This is a genomic window from Roseivirga pacifica (assembly GCF_900111145.1).
GTDB lineage: Bacteria > Bacteroidota > Bacteroidia > Cytophagales > Cyclobacteriaceae > Roseivirga > Roseivirga pacifica.
In genome coordinates, this window is the sequence record NZ_FOIR01000002.1 from 1,164,826 (window position 1) to 1,189,411 (window position 24,586).

At 41.1% G+C, this 24,586-nt stretch carries 20 protein-coding genes; 14 read left to right on the top strand and 6 right to left on the bottom strand.

Features of this window, described 5'->3' with window-relative positions; genetic code table 11:
• The first annotated feature begins 8 nt into the window (after positions 1–8).
• The 5 genes from miaB to secG are packed head-to-tail and all read left to right on the top strand — an operon-like array spanning position 9 to position 4,587.
• Positions 9–1,478 (top strand): tRNA (N6-isopentenyl adenosine(37)-C2)-methylthiotransferase MiaB, encoded by a 1,470-nt coding sequence (miaB, locus tag BMW98_RS13790; RefSeq protein ID WP_090259161.1) that lies wholly within the window; start codon positions 9–11, stop codon positions 1,476–1,478.
• A 9-nt stretch (positions 1,479–1,487) separates the two neighbouring features.
• A complete protein-coding gene (locus tag BMW98_RS13795; protein WP_090259162.1) occupies positions 1,488–2,768 on the top strand; it encodes a sigma-54 interaction domain-containing protein in 1,281 nt (426 codons plus the stop codon).
• Positions 2,755–3,294, top strand: a complete 540-nt coding sequence (gene lptE / locus BMW98_RS13800; protein ID WP_090259163.1) for an LPS assembly lipoprotein LptE — start codon at positions 2,755–2,757, stop codon at positions 3,292–3,294. The genes BMW98_RS13795 and lptE overlap by 14 nt, the downstream gene beginning before the upstream one ends.
• 38 nt (positions 3,295–3,332) lie before the next feature.
• Positions 3,333–4,229: a hypothetical protein gene (locus BMW98_RS13805; protein WP_090259164.1), complete on the top strand. Its 897-nt coding sequence runs from the start codon at positions 3,333–3,335 to the stop codon at positions 4,227–4,229.
• The gene (gene secG / locus BMW98_RS13810) at positions 4,222–4,587 is read left to right on the top strand and encodes a preprotein translocase subunit SecG (protein WP_090259165.1); all 366 of its coding nucleotides are present in this window, start codon (positions 4,222–4,224) and stop codon (positions 4,585–4,587) included. The genes BMW98_RS13805 and secG overlap by 8 nt, the downstream gene beginning before the upstream one ends.
• 78 nt (positions 4,588–4,665) lie before the next feature.
• On the opposite strand, the gene BMW98_RS13815 is transcribed toward secG, so the two are convergent.
• A complete protein-coding gene (locus BMW98_RS13815; protein ID WP_090259166.1) occupies positions 4,666–5,382 on the bottom strand; it encodes a hypothetical protein in 717 nt (238 codons plus the stop codon).
• A 265-nt stretch (positions 5,383–5,647) separates the two neighbouring features.
• On the opposite strand from BMW98_RS13815, the gene BMW98_RS13820 reads away from it, so the two are divergent.
• The 5 genes from BMW98_RS13820 to BMW98_RS13840 all read left to right on the top strand — a co-directional run bounded on the left by BMW98_RS13820 (position 5,648) and on the right by BMW98_RS13840 (position 11,383).
• Complete coding sequence (locus BMW98_RS13820; RefSeq protein ID WP_090259167.1) at positions 5,648–5,932, top strand: co-chaperone GroES; 285 nt, start codon at positions 5,648–5,650, stop codon at positions 5,930–5,932.
• Positions 5,933–5,958: 26 nt separating this feature from the next.
• A complete protein-coding gene (groL, locus tag BMW98_RS13825) occupies positions 5,959–7,590 on the top strand; it encodes a chaperonin GroEL (RefSeq protein ID WP_090259168.1) in 1,632 nt (543 codons plus the stop codon).
• A gap of 344 nt (positions 7,591–7,934) precedes the next feature.
• Positions 7,935–8,846: a hypothetical protein gene (locus tag BMW98_RS13830; protein ID WP_139177573.1), complete on the top strand. Its 912-nt coding sequence runs from the start codon at positions 7,935–7,937 to the stop codon at positions 8,844–8,846.
• A gap of 150 nt (positions 8,847–8,996) precedes the next feature.
• Entirely contained in the window at positions 8,997–10,970 is a 1,974-nt protein-coding gene (locus tag BMW98_RS13835) for an ATP-binding protein (protein ID WP_090259170.1), read from the top strand.
• Positions 10,967–11,383: a response regulator gene (locus tag BMW98_RS13840; protein WP_090259171.1), complete on the top strand. Its 417-nt coding sequence runs from the start codon at positions 10,967–10,969 to the stop codon at positions 11,381–11,383. Before BMW98_RS13835 ends, BMW98_RS13840 begins: the two co-directional genes overlap by 4 nt.
• Positions 11,384–11,390: 7 nt before the next feature.
• Here BMW98_RS13840 and BMW98_RS13845 read toward each other — a convergent pair whose 3' ends face one another.
• Positions 11,391–12,809, bottom strand: coding sequence for a capsule assembly Wzi family protein (locus tag BMW98_RS13845; protein WP_090259172.1), 1,419 nt, complete (start codon positions 12,807–12,809; stop codon positions 11,391–11,393).
• Positions 12,810–13,053: 244 nt separating this feature from the next.
• On the opposite strand from BMW98_RS13845, the gene BMW98_RS13850 reads away from it, so the two are divergent.
• On the top strand, positions 13,054–14,697 hold the full coding sequence (locus BMW98_RS13850; RefSeq protein ID WP_090259173.1) for an AMP-binding protein: 1,644 nt from the start codon (positions 13,054–13,056) through the stop codon (positions 14,695–14,697).
• Positions 14,698–14,830: 133 nt separating this feature from the next.
• Here BMW98_RS13850 and BMW98_RS13855 read toward each other — a convergent pair whose 3' ends face one another.
• Positions 14,831–15,451 carry a trimeric intracellular cation channel family protein gene (locus tag BMW98_RS13855; protein WP_245733594.1) on the bottom strand — a complete coding sequence of 207 codons (621 nt, stop codon included), beginning with the start codon at positions 15,449–15,451 and terminating at the stop codon, positions 14,831–14,833.
• A gap of 325 nt (positions 15,452–15,776) precedes the next feature.
• On the opposite strand from BMW98_RS13855, the gene BMW98_RS13860 reads away from it, so the two are divergent.
• Positions 15,777–16,721: a 3-oxoacyl-ACP synthase III family protein gene (locus tag BMW98_RS13860; protein WP_090259174.1), complete on the top strand. Its 945-nt coding sequence runs from the start codon at positions 15,777–15,779 to the stop codon at positions 16,719–16,721.
• A gap of 65 nt (positions 16,722–16,786) precedes the next feature.
• Here BMW98_RS13860 and BMW98_RS13865 read toward each other — a convergent pair whose 3' ends face one another.
• Both BMW98_RS13865 and BMW98_RS13870 read right to left on the bottom strand, forming a co-directional pair.
• Positions 16,787–19,639 (bottom strand): M16 family metallopeptidase, encoded by a 2,853-nt coding sequence (locus BMW98_RS13865; RefSeq protein ID WP_090259175.1) that lies wholly within the window; start codon positions 19,637–19,639, stop codon positions 16,787–16,789.
• Positions 19,640–19,729: 90 nt separating this feature from the next.
• Positions 19,730–21,259, bottom strand: a complete 1,530-nt coding sequence (locus BMW98_RS13870) for a peptide MFS transporter (RefSeq protein ID WP_090259176.1) — start codon at positions 21,257–21,259, stop codon at positions 19,730–19,732.
• Positions 21,260–21,476: 217 nt separating this feature from the next.
• Between BMW98_RS13870 and pckA the strand changes: the two genes are divergently transcribed.
• On the top strand, positions 21,477–23,096 hold the full coding sequence (pckA, locus tag BMW98_RS13875; protein ID WP_090259177.1) for a phosphoenolpyruvate carboxykinase (ATP): 1,620 nt from the start codon (positions 21,477–21,479) through the stop codon (positions 23,094–23,096).
• A 116-nt stretch (positions 23,097–23,212) separates the two neighbouring features.
• Here pckA and BMW98_RS13880 read toward each other — a convergent pair whose 3' ends face one another.
• Positions 23,213–23,821: a hypothetical protein gene (locus BMW98_RS13880; protein ID WP_090259178.1), complete on the bottom strand. Its 609-nt coding sequence runs from the start codon at positions 23,819–23,821 to the stop codon at positions 23,213–23,215.
• A 307-nt stretch (positions 23,822–24,128) separates the two neighbouring features.
• Here BMW98_RS13880 and BMW98_RS13885 point away from each other — a divergent pair, with 307 nt between their 5' ends.
• Positions 24,129–24,584 carry a (2Fe-2S)-binding protein gene (locus tag BMW98_RS13885; protein WP_090259179.1) on the top strand — a complete coding sequence of 152 codons (456 nt, stop codon included), beginning with the start codon at positions 24,129–24,131 and terminating at the stop codon, positions 24,582–24,584.
• The last annotated feature ends 2 nt before the right edge of the window (positions 24,585–24,586 follow it).

The window sequence follows — 24,586 nt, forward strand, 5'->3', positions numbered from 1 at the left end:
ATAGGCAGATGGATCAGATTATTCAAGACATAGATATTGTTGACAGAAATAGTCAGGAGGCGATGGAAACGGTAAAAACCTCTAAAGAGGAAAACACCGGAAAAACCAAAAAGCTCTACATAGAGAGCTATGGCTGCCAAATGAACTTTGCTGACAGCGAAATTGTAACTTCTATAATGAAGGAAAACGGTTACGACACCACTTCGGAGTTCGAAAATGCCGATGTTGTTTTCCTAAACACCTGCTCAATTCGCGAAAAGGCTGAACAAACTGTTCGCAATAGGCTAAACCAATTTAACGCAATTAAAAAGCGTAAGCCCGAAATGACAATCGGGGTATTGGGCTGTATGGCTGAGCGCTTAAAAGAAAAGCTGCTTGAAGAAGAAAAGATTGTTGACGTGGTGGTTGGCCCCGATGCTTACCGCGACTTGCCTCAGCTAGTAGATTCTGCAGAAGAGGGATTGAAGGCCGTAAACACCTTCCTTTCTCGCGAAGAAACCTATGCAGACATCTCTCCTGTTCGATTAAACTCCAATGGTGTTACCGCCTTTATTTCAATTATGCGAGGCTGCGATAACATGTGCTCCTTCTGCGTAGTGCCTTTTACCAGAGGTAGGGAAAGAAGTCGCGACCCACACTCAATTGTTAGAGAGGCTCAAGACCTTTTCGACCAAGGTTATAAAGAAGTAACACTGCTTGGCCAAAATGTAGACAGCTACAAGTGGTCGCCAGAAGAAAACAACAAAGCTTGGTTGGAGAAAAAGGAAAAGAAAGGTCAAGAAGTGGAGATCATCAATTTTGCCAACCTTATCGAAATGGTGGCCAAAATTTCTCCAGACCTACGCGTTCGCTTCTCTACTTCGCACCCAAAAGACATTACCGATGAAGTACTTCATACTATGAAGAAGTACGAAAACATCTGTAAATACATTCACTTGCCTGCGCAAAGTGGCAACTCACGCGTACTAGACCTGATGAACAGAACCTATACCCGCGAGTGGTACATTAACCGTGTTGATGCTATCCGCGATATCTTAGGCGAAGAGTGTGGTATTTCATCTGATATGATTGCTGGTTTCTGTACAGAAACCGAAGAGGAGCACCAAGAGACACTTACCCTAATGGATTACGTGCAGTACGACTTCTCTTACATGTTCTTCTATTCTGAGCGTCCGGGTACGTTAGCTGCTAAAAAGTTTGAAGACGACATTCCGCTTGAGGTTAAGAAAAGAAGGCTTCAGGAAATCATTAATAAACAACAGGGAATTTCGCTAGAGCGAAACAAACTAGACGTTGGTCAAGTACAAAGAGTATTGATTGAAGGCGTTTCCAAACGTTCTGACGAGCACTTGCAAGGACGAAACTCAGCCAACAAAGTGGTGATTTTCCCGCGCGAACAATACCAAAAAGGCGACTACGTAAACGTAAAAATTGAAGATTGTACCGCAGCAACCCTTTTCGGAACAGCAGTACAATAACCCTGAACAATTTTGAAGAACAGCGAACTCTTAAGTATAAAACAACGCTTCGGCATCATTGGCAATAGCCCCAAGCTAAACCATGCCATTGAAGTAGCGGCTCAGGTAGCCCCTACTGATATGACAGTGCTGATTACCGGAGAAAGCGGCAGTGGTAAAGAATCTTTTTCTAAGATCATTCACCAACTGAGTGCTAGAAAACACGGAAAATTCATTGCCATAAACTGCGGTGCTATTCCAGAAGGCACCATTGACTCTGAGCTTTTTGGTCACGAAAAAGGCTCGTTTACCGGTGCCTACGAGGCTCGAAAAGGTTATTTTGAAGTAACCAATGGCGGCACCATTTTTCTAGATGAAATTGGCGAAATGCCCGTACAGACCCAAGCGCGTTTGCTTAGGGTTTTGGAAAATGGAGAGTTCATAAAAGTTGGTTCTTCCAAAGTACAGAAAACTGATGTGCGCGTAGTTGCCGCCACTAATGTCAACCTTATTCAGGCAGTAGAAAAAGGCAAGTTCAGAGAAGACCTGTACTACAGGCTAAGTACCGTACCTATTTTTGTTCCTCCTTTGAGGGATCGTGGCAACGATGTAGACCTTTTGTTTAGAAAGTTTGCTACAGACTTTGCCGAAAAGTATCGTGTAGAATCGATTAAGTTGGACGATGCGGCCAAGGCAGTGCTCCTTAGGTTTAGGTTTCCTGGCAATATTCGTCAGCTCAAAAACTTGGTGGAGCAAATGTCGGCTTTAGAAATGGAGCGACACATTACTGACGAGACACTACTCAAATATTTGCCTTCGGCCAACAATAGCTTGCCAGCCATTTATAGAGGTGGGCAAAGCGAAAGCTCTTCTGAAAACTTCAACGAGAGAGACATTCTTTACAAAGTGCTCTTCGATATGAAGAAAGACGTTACCGACCTTAAAAAGCTGGTACACGGCCTGATAGACAATGGTTCGCTCGACCAAAGCGTTATGAAGGAGAACCCGAATCTCTTCAAATCGCTCGATGCACCTACTAGCCTGCACGAAGACATTCAGCCGCCTGCACGAAGCTCCTCGGAACCCATATACCTTCAACCCGATGAGAACAATGAAGACGACTACCCTTACGAAAGCGTGCATGACATTACGCACGAAGAGGACGAGTCGCTTTCTATTGAAGAGAAAGAGAAGGAGTTAATTATAAAGGCCCTGAGAAAAAATAACAACAAGCGAAAGTATGCGGCACAAGATTTGGGGATATCTGAGCGTACTCTTTACAGAAAAATCAAGCAATATGAAATTGAGTAAAGCGCTTTTGTTCGTTTTAATTCCACTAAGCCTTAGCGGTTGTGGTTACTCCTTTAACGGCTACTCGTTTGACGGTGCATCTATCGATTACAACCTCACCAAAACACTTTCTGTAGTCAATTATATTAACGATTCGGGCGGTGGCCCTCCAAACATGGGGCAAACATTTACTGAAGGCTTAAAGGACTACTTCCAAAGAAGAACAAAACTGGAGTTAGTACAGAACAAAGGTGATCTTCAGTTCGATGGCGTAATAACAAACTACACCGTTCGTCCTCAAGCCATTAGCTCGTCTGGAAACAACAATCAGGCCGATGGAACAGGCTTAATGAGACTTACAATTGGGGTTCAAGTAAACTTTACAAATACTAAGAAAGAGGAAGACAATTTTCAGCGTGTTTTCTCTTGGTACGAAGACTATGACCCCGAAGTAGAAACACTGAACAGTGTAGAGGGCGAATTAGTTGAAGCTATTTTCGAACAAATTTACTTCGATATTTTTCAGGCCTCAGTTGCCCAATGGTAATTTTCATTTTATTTTCGATTCCCAACACAAGAACCTAAGTGGAGCGCGAGCGATTTAACACCTTACTTCAAGACCCTGCCAAAATCACTAATAATGATATTAAGGCACTAAACGAGTACCGTAAAAAGTACCCGTACTTTCAAGGCTTGTACGTAATTGTAGCCAAGGCACTGCAGCAAAGAGAGCACCCTAAAACGGAAGCTTTCATAAAAAAAGCAGCAATATACTCGGCCGACCGCAGTTATCTAAAAGGAATAATTGAAGGCGAATACACCTTCCCTTCAAAACCAGATAAGGTAACAACGCAACAGGTGAAATCGGAAGAAAAAGAAGAGGTTAAGCAGGAAGAAAAAGTAATTCCCAAAGCGGAGAAAAAACCCGACACCCAAACAACCATCTCTGAGCAACAGCCTGAAAAACAAGCAGTAGCACCAAAAGGCAGGAAACCTGAAGCGAAAGTAGAAGCTCCCAAACCCGCACCAAAAGCTGAAGCCCAAAAGCCAGAAGAATACGATGAGTTAAAGGCAACCAAACTGCGTATTGAAGCCCTGCTAAGAGGCGAATTGCCTGAAGAAGAAAAACCTACCGAAACTCCTCAAGCGCCATTGGAGGATAGTCCTGCTAAAGCCAAAACAAAGAGAGCTAAAGCCAGTCAGGTAGATATCATTCAAAAATTCATTGATACCGACCCTAGGTTCGATGCTAAATCAAAAGGCAACCCTTACGAAGAAACTGAACCTCAGGAGGACTTATCGCAAAAGAATCTGAAGAATTCAGAAGAGTTTTTTACCGAAACAATGGCCGAACTAATGTTGAAGCAGAAGAAATACAAAAAAGCGATCAACATTTATGAAAAACTGGGTTTGAAGTTTCCTGAAAAAAGCGCTTACTTTGCACGTCAAATTGAAAAAGTAAAGTCAGAATACAATGTTTAAGTTATTTATCATCCTTGCCATTATAGTTGCAGTGCTGTTGATTTTGATCGTATTGATGCAAAACTCTAAAGGCGGAGGATTGTCTAGCCAGTTTGGTGGCGGTGGTGCTCAGCAAGTAATTGGTGTTAAGAAAACCACAGATATTTTAGAAAAAGCCACTTGGGTATTCATTGTTGCACTGATTGTATTCAGCTTGGCTTCCAGTTTAATGATTAATAAAGGCGCTAGCAATGTAATGGGCAACCCTAACATTGATGCCGCACAGCAAGGTGCTCCATCGGCTGCTCCTAGCAACGCATTGCCAATCGACACTACTGGTGCTGGTTTGCAAGCTGCTCCTGATACAACTGGTCAATAAGCGAAAAAGAAATTCATTATATACAAAGCCCTGACTGCAAAGTCGGGGCTTTTTGTTTTGGCCTCAGCCAAACCGGCACTACTTCATGCTGCTAATAGTTTGCATTACCAGTTTTTTGGTCATAGGCAGCATGGTTTCTTCCATTGGGTATGGCTGTTTGCTATACACCACAAATGTGGCTGGATTTGGCAGCACCTTGTAGGTTCTTATCAGCTGCATTTTAATATGCTCCACTGTTTCTCCCAATCCGCGCTTAATCCTATCGATCCACTGAAAGTAAATGCCACGATACTGTTCATTGTGCATAATGAACTTTCTAACCTGATATTGAAAAACTTCGGTAAGCGATAAACTGCCATTCTCCATCAGTACGTATCCTTCATCTTTGTACAAAGGAATTATCCCCACCGGATCGATCACCAACTCAGATGACACCTCGTCATGCACTTCCCTGCCCTTGCCTATTGTGCGCTCCATTGTAGGTATGGCATATTCAACCACCTCCTCTATTTCAGGTGGTAAGTTATCGTACTGATAAAGTTCATCGTAAATCAGCTCAATCTTGTTAAGGTCTATGCGTGATATCTTTTTTGGAAATTCTTCGCGCAGCGTTTTACGCTCGTGCTTAAGGGTTTTCAAATCCGACAGCCTTTCTAACAAATCGCTCATAAACGGATAGAGCCTTGTTTCATCAAAATGCTGTTCAACATGTTTTAAGTAGGCTAGTAAAACGTATTTTTTGTACTCAAAATCTAACAAGCCTTCGGTAACCCAATCTTTCTTTAAATTCTTCATACCACTATTTTTTTAGATGAAAGAAGCCGAAACCCAATCCATATTTAGTTTCGCTTCGCGATTAACATAGAATTTACTGAAAACGGGGCTTACTTCAAAGTCATTTTGCCAGCACACATGACACAGAATGGCATTTTTAACACGAATTGGCAGAAAACTGACAAGCCGATTTCCTCAGAACCTGACAAAAGTTCACGATTATACTTTGGCATATTAATCGCTAAAGTGCCATTGAAATTTTTGATAAAATTTAACCACAATAAAAATGTCTAACGTAAACATTACTCCACTTGCAGACAGAGTTCTAGTTGAACCTGCCGCTGCAGAAGAAAAAACTGCATCAGGGTTGATCATTCCTGATACTGCAAAAGAAAAACCACAAAGAGGTATTGTAGTAGCTGCCGGAAATGGCAAGAAAGATGAGCCATTAACTGTAAAAGAAGGAGATACTATCCTATACGGAAAGTACGCAGGTACAGAGCTTTCTGTGGAAGGTAAAGACTACCTTATCATGAGAGAGGCTGACATTTTTGCAATCATCAAATCTTAATCTGAAAATCTTAAACGAATAAAGAAATGGCTAAAGAATTATTCTTTAACAACGATGCCAGAGATCAACTGAAAAAAGGTGTTGACACTTTGGCGGATGCGGTAAAAGTAACCTTAGGACCAAAAGGTAGAAACGTAATTATCGACAAGAAATTCGGTGCACCAACCGTAACTAAAGATGGTGTTTCTGTAGCAAAAGAAATTGAGCTAGCAGAGCCAATCGAAAACATGGGTGCGCAACTAGTAAAAGAAGTTGCTTCTAAAACTGCAGATAGCGCTGGTGACGGTACTACTACTGCAACTGTTTTGGCACAAGCGATCTTCGGTGCTGGTATTAAAAACGTAGCTGCAGGTGCTAACCCAATGGACTTAAAAAGAGGTATCGACAAAGCAGTTGCTGCTGTTGTTGCTGACCTTAAGTCGCAGTCAAAAGCCATCAAAGATTCTAAAGAAATTGAGCAAGTAGGTACTATTTCTGCCAACAACGACAACGAAATCGGTAAAATGATTGCTGATGCGATGGACAAAGTTGGTAAAGACGGTGTAATTACTGTTGAAGAAGCTAGAGGTACTGAAACTGAGGTAAAAACTGTTGAAGGTATGCAATTCGACAGAGGTTACCTTTCTCCATACTTTGTGACTAACACAGAGAAAATGGAAGCTGAGTTGGAGAACCCTTACATTTTGCTTTACGACAAAAAGATCTCTTCAATGAAAGAATTGCTTCCTGTACTTGAGCCAGTAGCTCAGTCTGGTAAGCCGCTTTTGATCATTGCTGAAGATGTAGATGGTGAAGCTTTAGCTACTTTGGTAGTTAACAAAATCAGAGGTTCGCTGAAAATCGCTGCTGTTAAAGCTCCTGGCTTTGGCGACAGAAGAAAAGCTATGTTGGAAGACATCGCTATCCTTACTGGTGGAACTGTAATTTCTGAAGAAAGAGGTTACAAACTAGAAAACGCTACTATTGAGTACCTAGGTACTGCAGAGAAAGTAAACATCGATAAAGACAACACTACCATCGTAAACGGTGCTGGTGAAACTGAGCACATCGATGCGCGCGTTAAGCAAATCCAACAGCAAATCGAGAACACTACTTCAGACTATGACAAAGAAAAGCTTCAAGAGCGTTTAGCTAAGCTTTCTGGTGGTGTAGCAATCCTTTACATTGGTGCTGCTACTGAGGTAGAAATGAAAGAAAAGAAAGACAGAGTTGATGATGCATTGCACGCAACCAGAGCTGCTGTACAAGAAGGTGTAGTTGCTGGTGGTGGTGTAGCTTTGATCAGAGCTGCTGCTTCTTTAGAAGCTGTAGAAACTGAAAATGACGACCAAGCAACTGGTGTAAACATCATTAGATTGGCAGTTGAGTCTCCGTTGAGAACTATTGTAGCTAACGCTGGTGGTGAAGGTTCGGTAGTAGTAAACGAAGTGAAAAACGGAAAAGCTGACTACGGTTACAACGCTAGAGAAGACAAGTACGAAAACTTGATCGCTGCTGGTGTTATCGACCCAACAAAAGTTACTCGTTTGGCACTTGAGAACGCTGCTTCTATTGCTTCTCTTCTATTGACTACCGAGTGTGTAGTTGCTGAAGAAGCTGAAGAAGGTGGTGCTCCAATGCCTCCAATGGGTGGCGGTGGAATGCCAGGTATGATGTAATCAATTAGTCAATAGACCATAGTCAACTGTCGACAGACATTGATTGATAAACATATATGAAAGCCCGTCCAATTGGATGGGCTTTTTTCGTTAATCGACCTAATAGGTTTGGCTCAATTGCTTCTATAAAAAGCTCCTGTAAATGAATGATCTCAAACCCTTTTACAATTTGCTAGGACTAAAGTTTATTTAAAATTCATTCTATTTATACATAAACTAAATCCGAGAATTTTTACATTGATTGCAACATGAATAAATGGCACACAACACTTATAATTACATTACTGGCTATTACGGTTAGCTCTTGCTCAACACTAATCACAAAGCCGTATACTACTGTTTCAGTGAAAACTTCGGACACAGTAAATTATATATACAAGGGAGACACTATTTTTAATAAGTTAAACGAACCATTACCGCTAACATTTGAGAATGGAAAGTCACCTGCTGAGTTTACCATCTTCAATAACGACACAACTAGAAACATCTCTATAAGGGCTCAAAAACCTGCCATTTATTATTTCAATGTGCTCTCTCCATTCTTTGTTGGCTTTGCTATAGATGGTCTGACAAAAAAGCACTGGAAATACCCGAATAGAATTTATGTAGACCTAAATAAACATGGCTACCTATCCTACTTCCCCGTAGACTCGGCACTTTTAGCCAAGAAAAACAGATTCTCTATTACCCCACTTGCAGCCATAGGAGGCCAACACCCAGGCATTGAACTTTCTCTTCAGCGCTTAATAGGTACTCATTATGCGGTTCAGTTAACATACGAGCAGTTGTTGGCCTCAGACACATACCTAACGAGAGACGCAAAAGGCTTTGCAGCAAGCGTAGAATACAAATGGTATATAAGAAATGCTCGTAAAAAAAGACTTTATGCAAGTTTGGTATTCGAGCATTTGAATAAGACACATTATGAATTCCTTAGCTACGGCAATGATTCATTTCAAGATTCATTCGATTACGACCCTAACTATTACAAGTATTACACTGGCATAAAGAAGAAGTTCTATTCACTCACACCCCGCATTGGCACTGAGTATTATTTATCCAATAGACTTGTTTTGGATGCCTACTTTGGAGTAGGAATACGGCACCGAAATGTGAAGCACTTAAATGCACCACCAAACTCAAGGTTTTCCCCTACTAATTGGGAATGGATAGATATAGAATATGACTCCAACAAACCGACCAACTCCTTTTCGGCCAATCTCGACCTCAATGTTAAAATAGGTTGGACTTTTTAATTGCCGGTAGACTCTAAGCACTTGCTAGCTTCGTGCACAATTTAGTTACTTCGCATATCAGCCAATGGCAAACATTTTTCTGGCTGCATTCTACACGATTGGCAGACACTTTTTCATCGTTTTGTCTTAGTTTTATATAAACACCTAAATATGACCGAAACAACTAGCGAAGAAAGAGTAAACCAACTTCAGCGGTTTCTTGTATACAGCTCCATATTCACCATATTAGTTGCCACCACAGTTTTGTTTGGTTGGATAATCGGTTACGAACCAATTTTAAGCCTAATTCCCGGTGCTGCTACCATGAAGGCCAACACGGCTAGCGGTTTTATCTTGTTAGGAATAACTGGCTTGTTCTTTAACGGAACTAGTAATATTTCCAAAATAGCCGTTAAAGTAGCTGCTAGTCTAGTTGCGCTTATCGCTCTCTCAACTTTGTCAGAATACTTATTCGGTATTTCCTTAAACCTAGATACCCTAATAGTTGAAGACTCCTACTCTACCATTACCCGTAATAGAATGTCGCCAGCCACTGCCCTTTGTTTTGGCTTAGGCTCTATTGGTACGCTCATTTATTATAAAAACAATGCGAGAATAAGGCTTGCTCAGTACATGTGGTTGTTAGTTACTCTGGCCGCATTTATTTCCATTGTAACCTATATTCTGAATATTCCTGCAACACAAAAAACCGAGCTATTTAGCTCAATGGCTATTCATACCTCAATCCTGTTTTTGGTTATGTCACTAGCCCTTTTCTTTCAAACCTCTTCTTTGGGTTTGGCCGCTTTGATTATGGGGCCACTGCCTGGCAGCAAAATAACCAGACAGTTACTCCCATTCACCATACTTTTACCCGTTTTCTTGAGTTACCTTTTCTTCTACTTATCGGTAAACTCCACCATCAATATTCCATCAAGCTTTTGGGTAATTATCAATACCATATCGCTCATTTTGCTCAGTATAGTATACATATGCATTATGGCCGTAGGCTTGAATAAGTCTGCTAAAACACAGCAAAAACTACAAAACACGCTCAGGTCATCTAACCGAACATTGAGGGCTTTTAAAAAAGCTATTGACAAAACTTCATTGGTAACCGAACTAGATGCCAACGGTGAGATACTTACCGTAAATAATAACTTCAGTAAACTCACTGGCTTTAAAAAGCAGGAAATTAAAGGCAAGAAATACAACTCCTTACTTTTAAATGACCGTATTACCGGGGCAATTTTAAAAAGCTTAAAAAGCTATGGTTTATGGGAGGGAGAGATTCAACGAAAAGGAAAAAAAGGCAAGCACTGGGTTTATAGCACCATTATAGAGCACGAAGAGTCTAACGGCAATTCTAAGTACTTAATGGTAGAGCAGGATATATCCGAACGCAAGGAAACCGAAAAACTAAAAGACGTCCAGTTTATCACCAAGCTGCAGCAAAAAAACCAAGAGCTAGAACAGTTCCTCTATATAGCTTCTCACGATTTACAGGAACCTTTAAGATCTATTCGAAGCATGCTTCAAATACTTAAAATGGAACTAGGTGATAAGCTAACAGAAGACACCACCGAGTTTATGGACCTGATGGAAGGCTCTGCCGATAGAATGTCCGACTTAGTGAAAGGCCTGATGGACTATGCACGGCTTGGGAATAAAAAAGAGCTTGCGAATATTGATCTAAACCAGTTGATGATTGAGGTAAAAGCCGACCTCAAAAGCCTTACCGACAATAATCAGGCAACTGTTAACGTGGCGAACCTCCCAACATTAGACGTTCACCCTGTAGAAACTAGACTACTGTTTCAAAACCTTTTGAGCAATGCCATTAAGTTTAAAAAGCCAGACACAGCCCCTATTATTGACATCAGCGCTACAGAACAAGAAGGCTTCTGGCAATTTAAAGTGCAAGACAATGGTATTGGTATAAAAAAAGAACATCAGAAAAAAATCTTCATTATCTTCCAAAGGCTAAACAAAAGAGATGAATACGAAGGTACTGGTATCGGTTTAGCCCATTGCATGAAGATTGTGTCACTTCATGGGGGTGAATTGTGGGTTGAATCGGAACCTGGCGAAGGCTCTACCTTTTACTTTACACTACCAAAAAAACAATTTAACGTAACGAAATGAGCAATATAGAATTAAAAGTCCTGCTGATTGACGATGATAGGGCCACAAACCTCTATAATAAATACACCTTAGATAAAATGGGCTGTTGCAAGCAAATTAACATTGCGGAAAATGGTCAAGAGGCTATTGACTACCTCACGTCTGCAGATGCTGATGGTAACCACCCACAACCCGACCTTATCTTCCTAGATGTAAACATGCCAGTAATGGACGGGTGGGAATTCTTAGAAGTATATGAAACGCTACCCGATGAGCAAAAGGGAGAAAACATTGTGATTATGCTTACCACATCTGTAAACCAAGACGATTTCCAGAAAGCAGAATCAGACCCTCATATTTCTCAGTTCAGGTCTAAGCCACTTACACCAAATATGCTCCGTGAAATAATAGATGAGTACCTAGCCTCTAGATAGGCTAACCCTAGTTCAGGTTAAAGTTTTTAATAAAGCCTAGCTGGACACCAAAGTTTTTACCAGAATCAAAATTAGCATCTTGGTAGTTAAACCTGGCACTTAACTGGGTAGACTTACTAAACTTGCAGAGTACACGTAGGTCTAACGCATTTACGGAAAGTTTAGGTTTTATTCTCTCCTTAAACACACCTCCATTTGTGAATTTAGTATACCGCATTTGATAATCGAATATTCCAGCGCTTCCTCCCAGTCCTACGTGTAGGCCATCAATCATATTCTTCACACGGCTCTTTCCCCTAGATTCTTCATTAAGAATTAAAAACATTGGACTGCCGATTAAGTCATTATTATAGCTCCAACCACTTTGATAAACACCATTATTCATAAAGTTATCGGGCTCGATAAAGTTTGTTCCGTCTTTTCTGGTTTTATGAGCATCTTGATGGGTAGTATTCACATGCTCAATCACAAGCCTATCTACCCAATTTGCTTTATTTAACTTTACACTTACTCCAACCAAACCATCTCGCCAGTTTAATGGTGTTAAACCGGAACTATCTTCCCACAAGAACTGCCAGTAATTAGCCACAGTAAAAAGCCCAAAATTGTATTCGGCTCGTAAATCGTAACTGCCTAAGTGATTTCCTAAAGCATTGTTTTGATCGGTCTGGAGAGCGTCTCCCCCTCCACTGCCACCGAGAAAAATTCGTGCATAGTTCTTGAAACCATTTGGCTGAGCTGTTTCAGAATCGAGGTTTCTACCGCCCCACTGTGCATTATGATTAAGCCCTGCAATAAGTGATAGCCGCTTATTAAGTAATTCACCTTTTAGGTAAAAGTATTTTTGATGTAGCAATGCCCTAGATTGGTACCGATCTTTTTCGAACCATCCATGGGCCAAGTAGGCTTGGAATGAAAGTGCATTACCAAAAATCGGAGAACGCTGCCAGCCATTTGTTGCTAAAACTATTTTGGGTAGCGGCCTAGCGTTGTTACCATAAGACAAATTACCAACTGTCAAGGTTGTGTCGTTAACCCCAAAAAATTCTTCATCCATTCCAACACGCAACTTTAAAAAACCCGTAGCTATTCCCGCATTTGCTTGTATTATGCTACCATAAATACCCTCAGGTGCAAAAGTTGAAACTGCTTCTGTTTCCCAAAAAACATCCAACAATCCCCATGCATTATGGCTACCACTGTATAGTACATCTGCATAAGTCGCATTAGCATTCAAATCAGTAAATCGCTGAGAGTTATTGTGCTTCATCCAAAAAGGAAGAGCACCATCCTTGGCGCCAAAAGCGCCAAACTCAAGCATTACCTGTTGTTGCGTTTGCTTTAAAGAATCTAACTCCTCTTGAGCAAAAACTGATGAGGTTAAAAGAACTAGTAATACGTGTAGTGTTGTAATCTTTTTGACCATATTTTTCTGACACACCAACCATAATAATGGTTGGAACCTTTTATTATTTTTTCTGACCTAATAAACTTCAAATATAATTTAACCTACCCAATTTTTAACTTTAACAATTCAACTAACGGATTAATTGAGTTAAAAAACAAATACTCATCTGTAAGCACCACTTTACACCAAATATTAAAACGTAGGTCTTTAATTCTTCAAAACACTTTTTGGTTATATTCCCTAACCTTATAATTTGCTCACTATGGAAAATTTCAGCTCTCCTTTACAAGCTTTCAATCACTGGGTAAGTCAATCTCCCAACAAGGTCTTTCTAAAGCAGCCTATTAATCGCAAACATTTAGAATTCACTTTTAAGGAAAGTTATGACGAAGCGGCCAAACTAGCCTCGGCATTGCACAAGCTTGGTGTAGCACCCGGTGACCATGTCGCGTTACTGTCCAAAAACTGTGCCCATTGGTTAATTGCTGATCTGGCAATTATGATGGCGGGTTGCGTTTCCATTCCTATTTACCCAACCCTTGGAGCCGATTCGATTCAGTCTATTTTGGAGCATAGCGAATCCAAAGCGGTAATTATCGGTAAGCTTGATGATTATAGTAAACAACAGAGCGGTATACCTGACATTCTAAAAATAGGGGTTGAATTATACGGCATCAATGAGCAACATTCTTGGGAGCAGTTAGTAGCAGAAAGTAGTCCGTTAAGCAATATCCACCATCAAGAGGAGGATGAAATAATGACCATAATGTACACCTCAGGCACTACTGGTGCACCTAAAGGTGTAATGCACACAGTGAGTGCTTTTAATGAAATCAGTCTAACTGCCATAGAAAAAATAGCGCTTCCGCCACAGCCAAGGCTTTTCTCATACTTACCGTTAACCCATATTGCTGAACGGGCGGGCATAGAAATGTCGGCTATTTATCGAGGTGGTGAAGTGAGCTTCCCTGAGTCACTCGATACTTTCGGGGAAGATTTAGCCACCTGCCAACCACACTTATTCTTTGGTGTACCAAGGATTTGGCAGAAATTCCAAGAGAAGATTTTGGAAAAAATGCCACAAGAAAAACTCACAAAACTGATCAACCTACCAGTACTTGGCAGTATCATTAAAAAGAAGATCAGAAAGAAGTTGGGGCTATCCCAATCGGCTGCGAACTTTTCTGGTGCAGCACCCATTGCCGTGAGTCTAAAGCAATGGTATAGAAAGCTAGGTATTGAAATTAACCAAGCCTATGGCATGACGGAAGACTGTATCTTATCGCACTTCAATCTGCCCGGTGCCAATAAATTTGGAACAGTAGGGAAACCTATGCCCGGTGTTATTTCTAAACTTTCCGAAGAGGGCGAAATCTTGATAAAAAGTAATTGCTTGATGCACGGCTACTATAAAGAGCCAGAAAAATCGACCGCCATGTTTACCGAAGATGGATTCTTAAAAACTGGTGATATTGGTGAATTCGATCATGATGGCTACCTCACCATAACCGGAAGGGTAAAAGATCAGTTTAAAACCGATAAAGGCAAATACATATCGCCAGCACCAATAGAGCTGGAACTACTGAAGAACACAGATATTGAGCAAGTATGCATTGTAGGCACAGGTATTCCTCAGCCAATTGCGTTAATCGTGCTTTCTGAGCAAGGCAAAAATAAAAGCCAAGTGCAAATTGACGAGTCAATTTGGACAACGATCAACCAAGTAAATCCAGCGCTTGAAAGCTTTGAAAAAGTAGCCAAAGCCGTAATAATGAAAGAGGACTGGACGATTGACAACGGCTTAATGACCCCTACTCTAAAGGTGAAAAGAAATCAAGTAGAAAAAATTCATATGCCGATGTATGCAGACTGGTTTAACCAATCGGAGAATGTGGTCCATGAATAAACCATTTTGCTCAAACCATGAGAAGCGACTTTCAGTCGTTTCATGAATTACTAATTGCGAAAAGGCACAAACTTGAACATGTACACGGTATTAATCTGCAACCATTACAATCAGAAAGCTCAACCTCTAATAGCTACTTAATAGCCCTGAAGGACCAGTTGTTTACTACAGAAAGGATTCTGAATGAAATTATATAGATGATGGTAAGTATAATTTGCAGATCAGCATTCACCTCCAATATCCCCATAAGCCAATAAAGAATACCTCCACTTAAACATACCGTGGCATAAATCTCCTTTCGAAAGATCAGTGGTATTTCATTTACCAAAGTATCGCGTAGTACTCCACCAAAAACGGCCGATATAGTACCCATCATAATAGCTACTACCGGTGACAAGCCGAATGATAACGTTTTTTCTAACCCTAGAATAGTAAACAGCCCTATCCCAATCGAATCGAACAAAAACATGGTTTTACGCAATTTTTCGAAAAGGCGCTTAAAGAAGATGGCCGCTACAATACCCGCCAAAATAGCAACCAAATAATTGAGATCCGCCATCCAACCAACAGGTTGGCTCCCAATCAAAACATCGCGCAGGGTACCACCGCCAACTGCGGTAATAAATGCAATAACCGAAGCGCCAAAAAAGTCGAGTTCCTTTTTCGAAGCTATTAGCCACCCACTCACCGCAAACACAAATGTTCCCGTAAGGTCTACTGCATAAATCAACTGTGTACTATCTATTTCCTGCACTGCTTCAATTTTGGCGCGATATTAATGTAAGAAAATCAATTACTCTGAAATGTTCGAAAATATTCTTGAACAAAACGCTCTTTTTTCTAACCTCCCCCGATCCAAACAGATATCCCACTTCGTTAGTAATCATGCAATCGAAGCAAAAGGAAATTCACCCAAACATCCCTTTCACCAGGTCAACCGAAAGTCTAAAGCTTTCGGTTTTCTTTTTTTGCATACACCCAATGCAAATTGCAACACACCATTTACCTGTTTAAATAAACTAAGTGGGCTTTTTAGTGAATAGTTCTAGCTTTGTGTACTACTCAATGCTTTAGAACAAATGTTTATTAATACCGCATCGCATTATATTCCAGAGGAAATTATTCCCAACAGCTATTTTTTAGATAAAAACGGAATGGACGATGAGTCCATTATACGTAAGTCTGGCATTAAAAACAGACGCAGAGCCGCTGCCAACGAAAACACCAATACCTTGGCGGTTTCGGCAGTAGAAGCAGGAATTACCAACCTTCCGTACGACATTACGGAAGTCGATTTGATTGTAGGTGCTACTTACACACCATACGACACAGTAGGCACTTTGGCGCATGTAGTACAGCAGAAGTATGAGATAGACAAGGCCATTGTTTTCTCAATCAGTTCGGCTTGTAGTTCATTTTTAAATGCTGTAGAAATTGTGGAAGGCTACTTTGCCTTGGGCAAAGCCACTAAGGCCATTATTGTAAATGCAGAACACAACTGGGCTTACAACAATGAGGACGACCCGATAGCAGCACACCTTTGGGGCGATGGCGCTTCGGCTATATTCATTTCGAAAGAACGGATAAGCGAAAACGATCATGAGATACTAGACATTTCCACAGAAGGGCATGCACATATTGGCCGAGGACCAGGCGGGGTTTGCCTAAAACCAACGGATGGAGGCATTATAATGCCCGATGGCCGCGATGTATTCTACAACGCCATTACGTATATGTCGGAAAAGACAGACAGCGTTTTAAAGCGAAATAATTTTGGAGTTGAAAACCTAGACTACCTCATTCCTCACCAAGCCAATATTCGTATTATCAATAAGGTGGCAGAAACCCTCTCCTTCCCTATTGAAAAGGTAGTGATTAACATGGTTGAGCTAGGTAATACCGGAGCCGCCAGTTCGGCAATTGGCTACTCGCAAATATTCCACAGCATGAAAAAAGATGAACTAGCTGTAATTACCGTTTTTGGTGGAGGATATTCCAGTGGGGCTATGCTCGTTAAAGCATAAACCCATATTATATGACATAAAAAAAGCCCCTCTCGGGGCTTTTTGCATTTATATCCATTTGTTATTTACTTCTCTATTTTCAGCGACTCTTCGTCTTTATTGATTAAAACAGGTTTTCCAAGGCCGGTATTTCCTAACCTAGGCAATTGCGTTTTACCATCGCCTACTACCACGTAAATCAGATCATCAGGGTTCATAAACTCATTAATCAACTTTTGAATCTCAGCCTTGTCCATTGCTTTCAACTCAGCCTCATCTTTCTGTATGTAATCCAAGTCCAGATTGTATGTAGAGATATTCTGAAGAATACCGAGCAAACTTCCGTAAGTTTCGTAAGACTGCGTATTACTTCTAAGAATAGAATTCTTGGTTACCTCAACATCTTCATCAGAGAAATCTTCGCTATAGTTGTCGAGCAGTTCCTTGAAAAGGTCAACAGACTCTTTGGTTACATTACTTCTTACGCTTGAAGATGCTTGGAAAACAGCCCCATCCATAGTTCTGCTGTAACCTGAGTAAGCACCATATGTATAGCCCTTTTCAAGCCTTAGTTCTTTAAAGAGAATTGAACCAGAACCTGACCCCAAACGATAGTTAGAAACAGATGCGGCAGCATAATCATCGTTACCATTTTCCATGGCCACTCTACCAATATTAATTACCGATTGCTTGGCATCTGGGTAATCCACAAAGAAGATTCTGGAATCATCCACATTGGTTTTTACTTCATATTCCGGGAAGCTTACATCCTTCGGAATCCAAACCTCGAGGGTTGAAAGCGAATTCATCACATCTTCCTTTTCAATGGCTCCAACAAAATGGAATGAAGCAATTGAAGGAGAGAAATTCTTGCTATAATAGGTCTTCAGGTCGTCTAGCGTAATTGAGGCTACTGAAGCTGCTGTTCCTGATGTTGGGTTCGAGAATATGTGCTCCTTGCCATAAAGCACCTCGTTAAATACGCGCGAAGCAATAGCATTCGGATTAGCATTGGACTGCTGAATGGCATTTAATGCAGAACTTTTAATTCGATCGAATTCCTTTTCATCCCATCTTGGTTCAAGTAAAATTTCCTTCACAATGCTCAGCACTTCATCATAATTTTTGGCCAAAGAGTTACCCGATATTGTAATGTATTCTCTGGAAGTACGAACGCTTACGCTTGCCCCCAACTGTCCAAGCGCTTCTTCCAACTCCTCGGGAGTTTTATTGGCCGTACCTTCCATCAGCATATTATCGAGTAATGATGCTGTACCTACTTTAGCAGGGTCATCCAAATACATTCCTCCTTTTATTCTAAGGCTAAATTGCGCCATAGGCAGTTCATCCTGATAAATATGGAATACCTTCATTCCATTCGAAAGCTCATCGGTAGCAATGCTTGGTGGTGCAAAACTTAATTCTCCGTCCAATTCAGGAATTACACTCCTATCAATTTTTGAAGGTGTTTTCTCAAATTCAACATCTCTTTCATACTTATCCAGGTTACCTTCAGCACCCTGAACAATTGGTTCTTCAACCACTTCGGCCATTACAGAGCCTTCCAAAACCAAGTCTTGCTGACCAACGGGTACAAAGCTGGTTGCCAAATAATGCTGTCCTTTAATATACTTGTTGTAAACCCTCATTACGTCCTCACGGGTCACGGCAAGTGTCTTTTCAAGGTTGGTAGAAATATAGCCTGGGTTACTGGTAAAGGTGTTGTAGCTAGCCAATTGATAGGCCTTGCTGAACACGCTCGAAACAGAGTTATAAACACCTGTTTCCGCACCAATTTTAATCCGCTCCATATCGGCATCGGTAAAACCTTCCTTTTCGAACTTCTCAAAACCCTCAAAAATTGCAGCCCTCAAATCGTTAAGGTTTACACCATCAAAAGCCCTGGCTCCAACATTAAAAGTACCCGCGATCTCACTCGACCTGTTATATGCATAAACATTTGGTGCTAACTTCTTTTCTTCAACTATCACCTTGTACAATGGCGACTTCTTTCCGTCAGTTAGCAATTGTCCTAACATGTTCAGTGCCCACATGTCATTATTGTACTCTTCCACCGTAGGCCAAATCATTTGAACATCTGGTAGGTTGGCAAACTTATCCTCGTGGTAGAAAAGCTTTGTTTCATCCAATACAGCTGGCATCGGCTCAATAGTTTCTACCGCTGGACCTGACCCTATTTCAGCAAAGTACTTGTTCACGAGCTCCTTTGCCTTGGTTATATCAATATCTCCGGCAATCGCCAAAGTGGCATTACCTGCCCCATAATACTTGGCATAGAACTCCTTTACATCGGCAATAGTAGCGTTCTGTAAATCCTCCAAACTTCCAATTACGTCCCAGCTATATGGGTGGCCTTCAGGGTAAAGGTTTTTAAGCTGAACATAATCTTTGTGGCCGTAAGGACGGTTATCTACCCCTTGTCTTTTTTCGTTCTTTACAACCTGCTTTTCATTCTCCAAGCCCCATTCGGAAATGGTATTGATGAAAAAACCCATTCTGTCCGACTCCATCCAAAGTATCTTTTCCAGCGCATCGCTTGGCACCGTTTCAAAATACACTGTTTGGTCGGTGGATGTTCCTCCATTAAAAGTACCTCCCAGTTCATTTACATACTTAATAAAGTTACCTGCTCCTACATTTTCAGAGTTTTGAAACAGCATATGCTCAAAAAAGTGTGCAAAGCCTGTTCTTCCCGGCTTTTCTCTATTCGACCCGACATGATAAAGTACCGCAACCGCTACTTTTGGGTCCGACTTATCTTGGTGGAGCACAACCTCCAGGCCATTGTCTAAAACATATTTTTCGTAATCGAGGGAAAACTCATCCGAGGGCGTCTCAGAAGAGGTTTGGCAGGCCGAAATCATCAGGAATGACAACATCAAGCCAAAGCCCAGCTTGAATTTCAAGGATTTTTTCATGTTAGTTTTATTGGTTTGCAACTAAAGCTAACAAAAAAGCCGCCTGTAAGTATCAGGCGGCCATGTATTTATATAAATGGATTTTCTATTCTAGTGAACATTCTGCATCCATCGATTTAATAATGGTGAAAGTAAAAATACGATTACGGCACCACCAAGCGCGTACTGTGCAATCATTTCGAACCCGCCAATGTAAGTGTCTAAAGACGCAAAACCACGAATTTCAGCGCTATCACTTTCTATAGCCAACTGCTTTCCTATAAAACCTACCACCTGAAATGCAAATGCCGAAGACAAGAACCAAACCCCCATCATAAATGCTACAATTCTTTTAGGTGAAAGGTCGGTGATTTTAGACAACCCAACTGGTGACATAAACAACTCACCAACCGAAATCAAAAAGTACATTACCAGTAAGTAAGCAAATGGAACCATTCCATTTTCATCGGCCGAAGCACCACTCAATGAAAGTACATAGAAGCTAATTCCGGCCAAGGCCAACCCTAAACCAAATTTATATGGTGTCCTTGGGTTCTTTTTCTTTTTGGCCAGAAAAGTCCATAGCAAAGAAATTGGAATGGAAAGAATAATAATGAACATTGAATTCAACGCATTAGTCTGTGCAGCATCAATAATGCTCAAATTCACGTTTCTGTCAGCAAAAAGAGTAATTACACTACCCGACAATTCATGGAAACCCCAAAAAACCGTCATAAAGAGTGTAATGAATAAAGCCACTGCCAATTTTTTACGTTCTGAAGGGTTAGCCTGGTATAATATGTAGCCGAGGTACAGCAGAATTACTACCCCAATTGTTTTAAAGAAAACATTCACAAAGTTTTGATCTCCAAAGAGGGTATCTCCACCACCAATAGCTTGGTAAGAAGATAACATAACTGCAATAATTGGTGCTGCTAAAAATGCAAGGATAGGAACCATTGTCTTTTTCTTTACCCCTAGCATAGGTTTGTTCAAGGCTTCTTCTGAAGGGGCTAACCCTTTGTCCATAAACACTCCTTTCTTTATTCCACTCCAGAAGAAAAGAAGCCCTGTTAGCATCCCTATTCCCGCCAAACCAAAACCGTAATGCCAACCATATTCTCTACCTAGCCATCCGCAAAGTAATGGAGCTACAAACCCCCCGATGTTAATTCCCATATAGAAAATGGTAAACCCAGAATCTTTTCTCGCATCACCATCTTTATACAAAGACCCTACAAAAGTGGAGATGTTAGGTTTGAAAAACCCATTGCCCACCACAATTAAGGCGAGTGCCAAAAAGAATGCCATATTATTTTCAACGGCCAAAACAAAATGACCAAGGGCCATTAAAACGCCACCTAACATAATGGACTTTCTAAAACCTAAAAGTTGATCAGAAATACGGCCACCAACAACCGTTGACGCATAAACCAAAGAACCGTAAGAAGAATAAACAGCAGCTGCGGCCAAATCTCGAGTAGCTAGTGCTTCGAAAATCTCATTAACCATATACAGGGTTAAGAGTGCACGCATTCCATAAAAACTAAACCTCTCCCATAACTCTGCAAAGAATAAATAGAATAGGCCTTTAGGGTGGCCAAGTAATTCGGGTTCTGGCCTTGAGTTCGCGTCAGTCATAAAATTATCTTTGTTTAAAACGCTGAAAGTAACACGCCAAAACCCTTTTTACAAATACATTCTGACGTATGCATTCGATTTCATATACTACCGCAGGTGTAAACCTCACATTAAAGCTTGATATAAGTCAGTATTTCAGTCAGTTTTATTTCCGAATTTTGATTGGTAATACGTAATTGCAATCGTTTTCACAGAACCTGAAAATTAACCACAAAAAATGGTAGAAACTGGTAAAAAATCGAACAAAGCCGGCTTAGAAGCAGCCGGGATTAAAAAAGTAAAAGAGGCTCACTGGAACCTAACTCCTACTGAGCTAATTGAAGAAGCAATCAAAAATGGCGAAGGCAACTTAACCGACACCGGAGCCTTGATGTGCGACACCGGAAAATTCACCGGCCGCTCGCCTAAAGATCGCTTTATTGTTAGAGATGAAATGACTGAAGACAAGGTTTGGTGGGGCGACATCAACATTGGCGTAACTCCAGAATCTTTCGACAGAATTTATACTAAAATGATCGGCTACCTTGAAGAGCGCAAAGTTTATGTGCGCGATGCTTATGCCGGTGCCGATAAAACCCATCGCCTTAAGTTACGTGTTATCAACACTTACGCTTGGCACAACCTCTTCTGCTACAACATGTTCATCCGTCCGGAAGAGTACAAACTGCCTGACTTTGAGCCAAACTTTACAATTATTTGTTGCCCAGAGTTTGAAGCAGACCCAGAAACAGACGGTGTTCGTCAATCGAACTTTGCGATTGTAAACTTCACCAAGCGTATGATCCTAATTGGTGGCACGCAGTATTCTGGTGAAATGAAAAAAGGTATTTTCTCTGTATTGAACTTCTTGTTGCCAACTGTAGATGGCGTGCTTCCTATGCACTGCTCTGCCAACATGGGTATTAAAGAAAGAGACACTGCCATTTTCTTTGGTCTTTCAGGAACAGGAAAAACTACGCTTTCTGCCGATCCTAACCGTTTGTTGATCGGTGATGACGAGCACGGCTGGACAGCCAAAAACGTATTCAACTTTGAAGGTGGTTGCTATGCTAAGGCTATTGACCTTACAGAAGAAAACGAGCCTGATATCTTCAGAGCAATTAAGTACGGTGCAATTGTAGAAAATACACGCTTTGTTCCTGGTACCAGAACGGTAGACTACACAAACACTACGGTAACTGAAAACACACGTGTTTCTTACCCAATCGACCACATTAACAACATTGCAGAACCATCAATTGGTGGTATTCCTAAAAACATCTTCTTCCTAACTTGCGATGCATACGGTGTTATGCCTCCAATTTTGAGGTTGAGCAAAGGTCAGGCGATGTACCACTTTATTTCTGGCTATACCTCTAAGGTAGCTGGTACCGAAGCTGGTGTAACAGAGCCTACTCCTGTATTCTCAGCATGTTTTGGTGCACCATTTATGCCATTGCACCCAACTAAATATGCCGAAATGCTAGGTGAGAAAATGGATCAGCACGGTGTTAACGTATGGTTGATCAACACTGGTTGGACTGGAGGTCCTTACGGAGTTGGTTCTAGAATTAAACTACGCTATACAAGAGCTATGATCTCTGCTGCACTTTCTGGTGTGTTGGACAACGTAGGTTACAGAAAGCACTCAATATTCGGTGCCGAAATTCCTATGACCTGCCCAGATGTGCCAAGCGAAATTTTGAGCGCTAGAGAAACTTGGAAAGACGACAACGGTTTCTACGAAAAAGCGAACAAATTGGCGCGTATGTTCCAAGAGAATTTTAAGAAGTTTGAGTCTTACGCCAACGAAGAAATCTTGGCTGGTGGCCCAAAACCGAGAGAAGACTACGCATAGTTTTCAACTAGCAGATAAAACACAAATAAAAAGCCCTATCCGTCTGATAGGGCTTTTTCATTAGGAATTGCCAACCTAATTCGACACTGTTTGTCTTAAATACTTTGTTGATTATTCTATCGCGCGAATGTAGTCTCTTCAGAAGCCTGCATCATGTCGAGTTTATTCTGCACAGTTTGCAGCTCGCGCTTCAATTTCATTTGCTTTTCTGTAGCCTGAAAACGCTGGTGGCGGTACTCTTCCATTATTTTAGAATAAGCAGCCTTAACACGCTTAACAACAGCACATACATGCTTAATTCGGAAGTACAGAATAGTTGCTATTATGGCAAAAAAGCCCACAAACGACCATACCACAATATTATAAGCCGACTTTTCAATGTTTAGACCAAGCACGCCTATTTGTCCATTTCTGGCTTCACTCTCATTTAAGCTAGCAGCAATTGTGGCGTAGTCACTTTTCAATGTTTCCAGATCCGACTTAAGGGTGTTCACCTCAGACTCTAATGAGGCAATGCTTTTGTTGTACTCGAAAAGGCTATCGAGCATAGCCGACTTAAACTGAACCAACTTAGAGGTTCTTATCACTTTATAATCCTGATAAGACTCCGATTCATCGAGCAATTTTGAAAAATTTTCGTTTAGGCTTTCTTGGGCACTAAGCGTTTGGCCTGCAAAAAGTAGGCAGCAAGCCACAAGGGCAATGAGTAGTTGAGGTCGTTTCATAGTCAAGTATTTCAGGCTAATTGTACGACCAAATTAATGAAAGCTTTAATTAGTTGATACATAATGGGATACAAAGCATTTTTTTGCACCCATCTGCCAAAAATGAGGTTAGAAAGTGAACCATACTTTCTCTAAATAGCGTTTTAGTCACTTTTTAAGGGTAAAAACCTTACTGCATTTTGACAGGTAAACTATGCAGTTTATCCAAACATACGTGCATTCGTAGGAGTTAAATAAACCCACTATGATATTGCTATCAATATCGCTAACTTAATTACCCTAATCTTGAACAAACCATCCGTGAACTATGGCAAACTATACATTAACAATTAACGGCAAGCAAAAAACCGTTGAGGCAGACCCAGACACCCCAATGCTCTGGGTACTTCGCGATGCGCTTGACCTTAAAGGAACAAAATACGGTTGCGGAATTGGCCAGTGCGGTGCCTGCACCATTCACATGAATGACAATGCAGTTCGCTCATGCCAAATTCCGGTATCAGCCATTGGCGAAAGCGCCATTACTACCATTGAAGGGCTTTCTGAAAAAGGTGACCATCCGGTACAAGTAGCTTGGAAAAAGCACGATGTACCGCAATGTGGTTACTGCCAGGCAGGGCAAATTATGAATGCTGCTGCTTTGCTTAAAAGGAATCCAAATCCGAGCACAGACGAAATTGCCGATGCTACCCATGGCAACATTTGCCGCTGTGGTACTTACAACAAAATTAAAGCAGCTGTAGCCGATGCTGCCGCTCAATAACC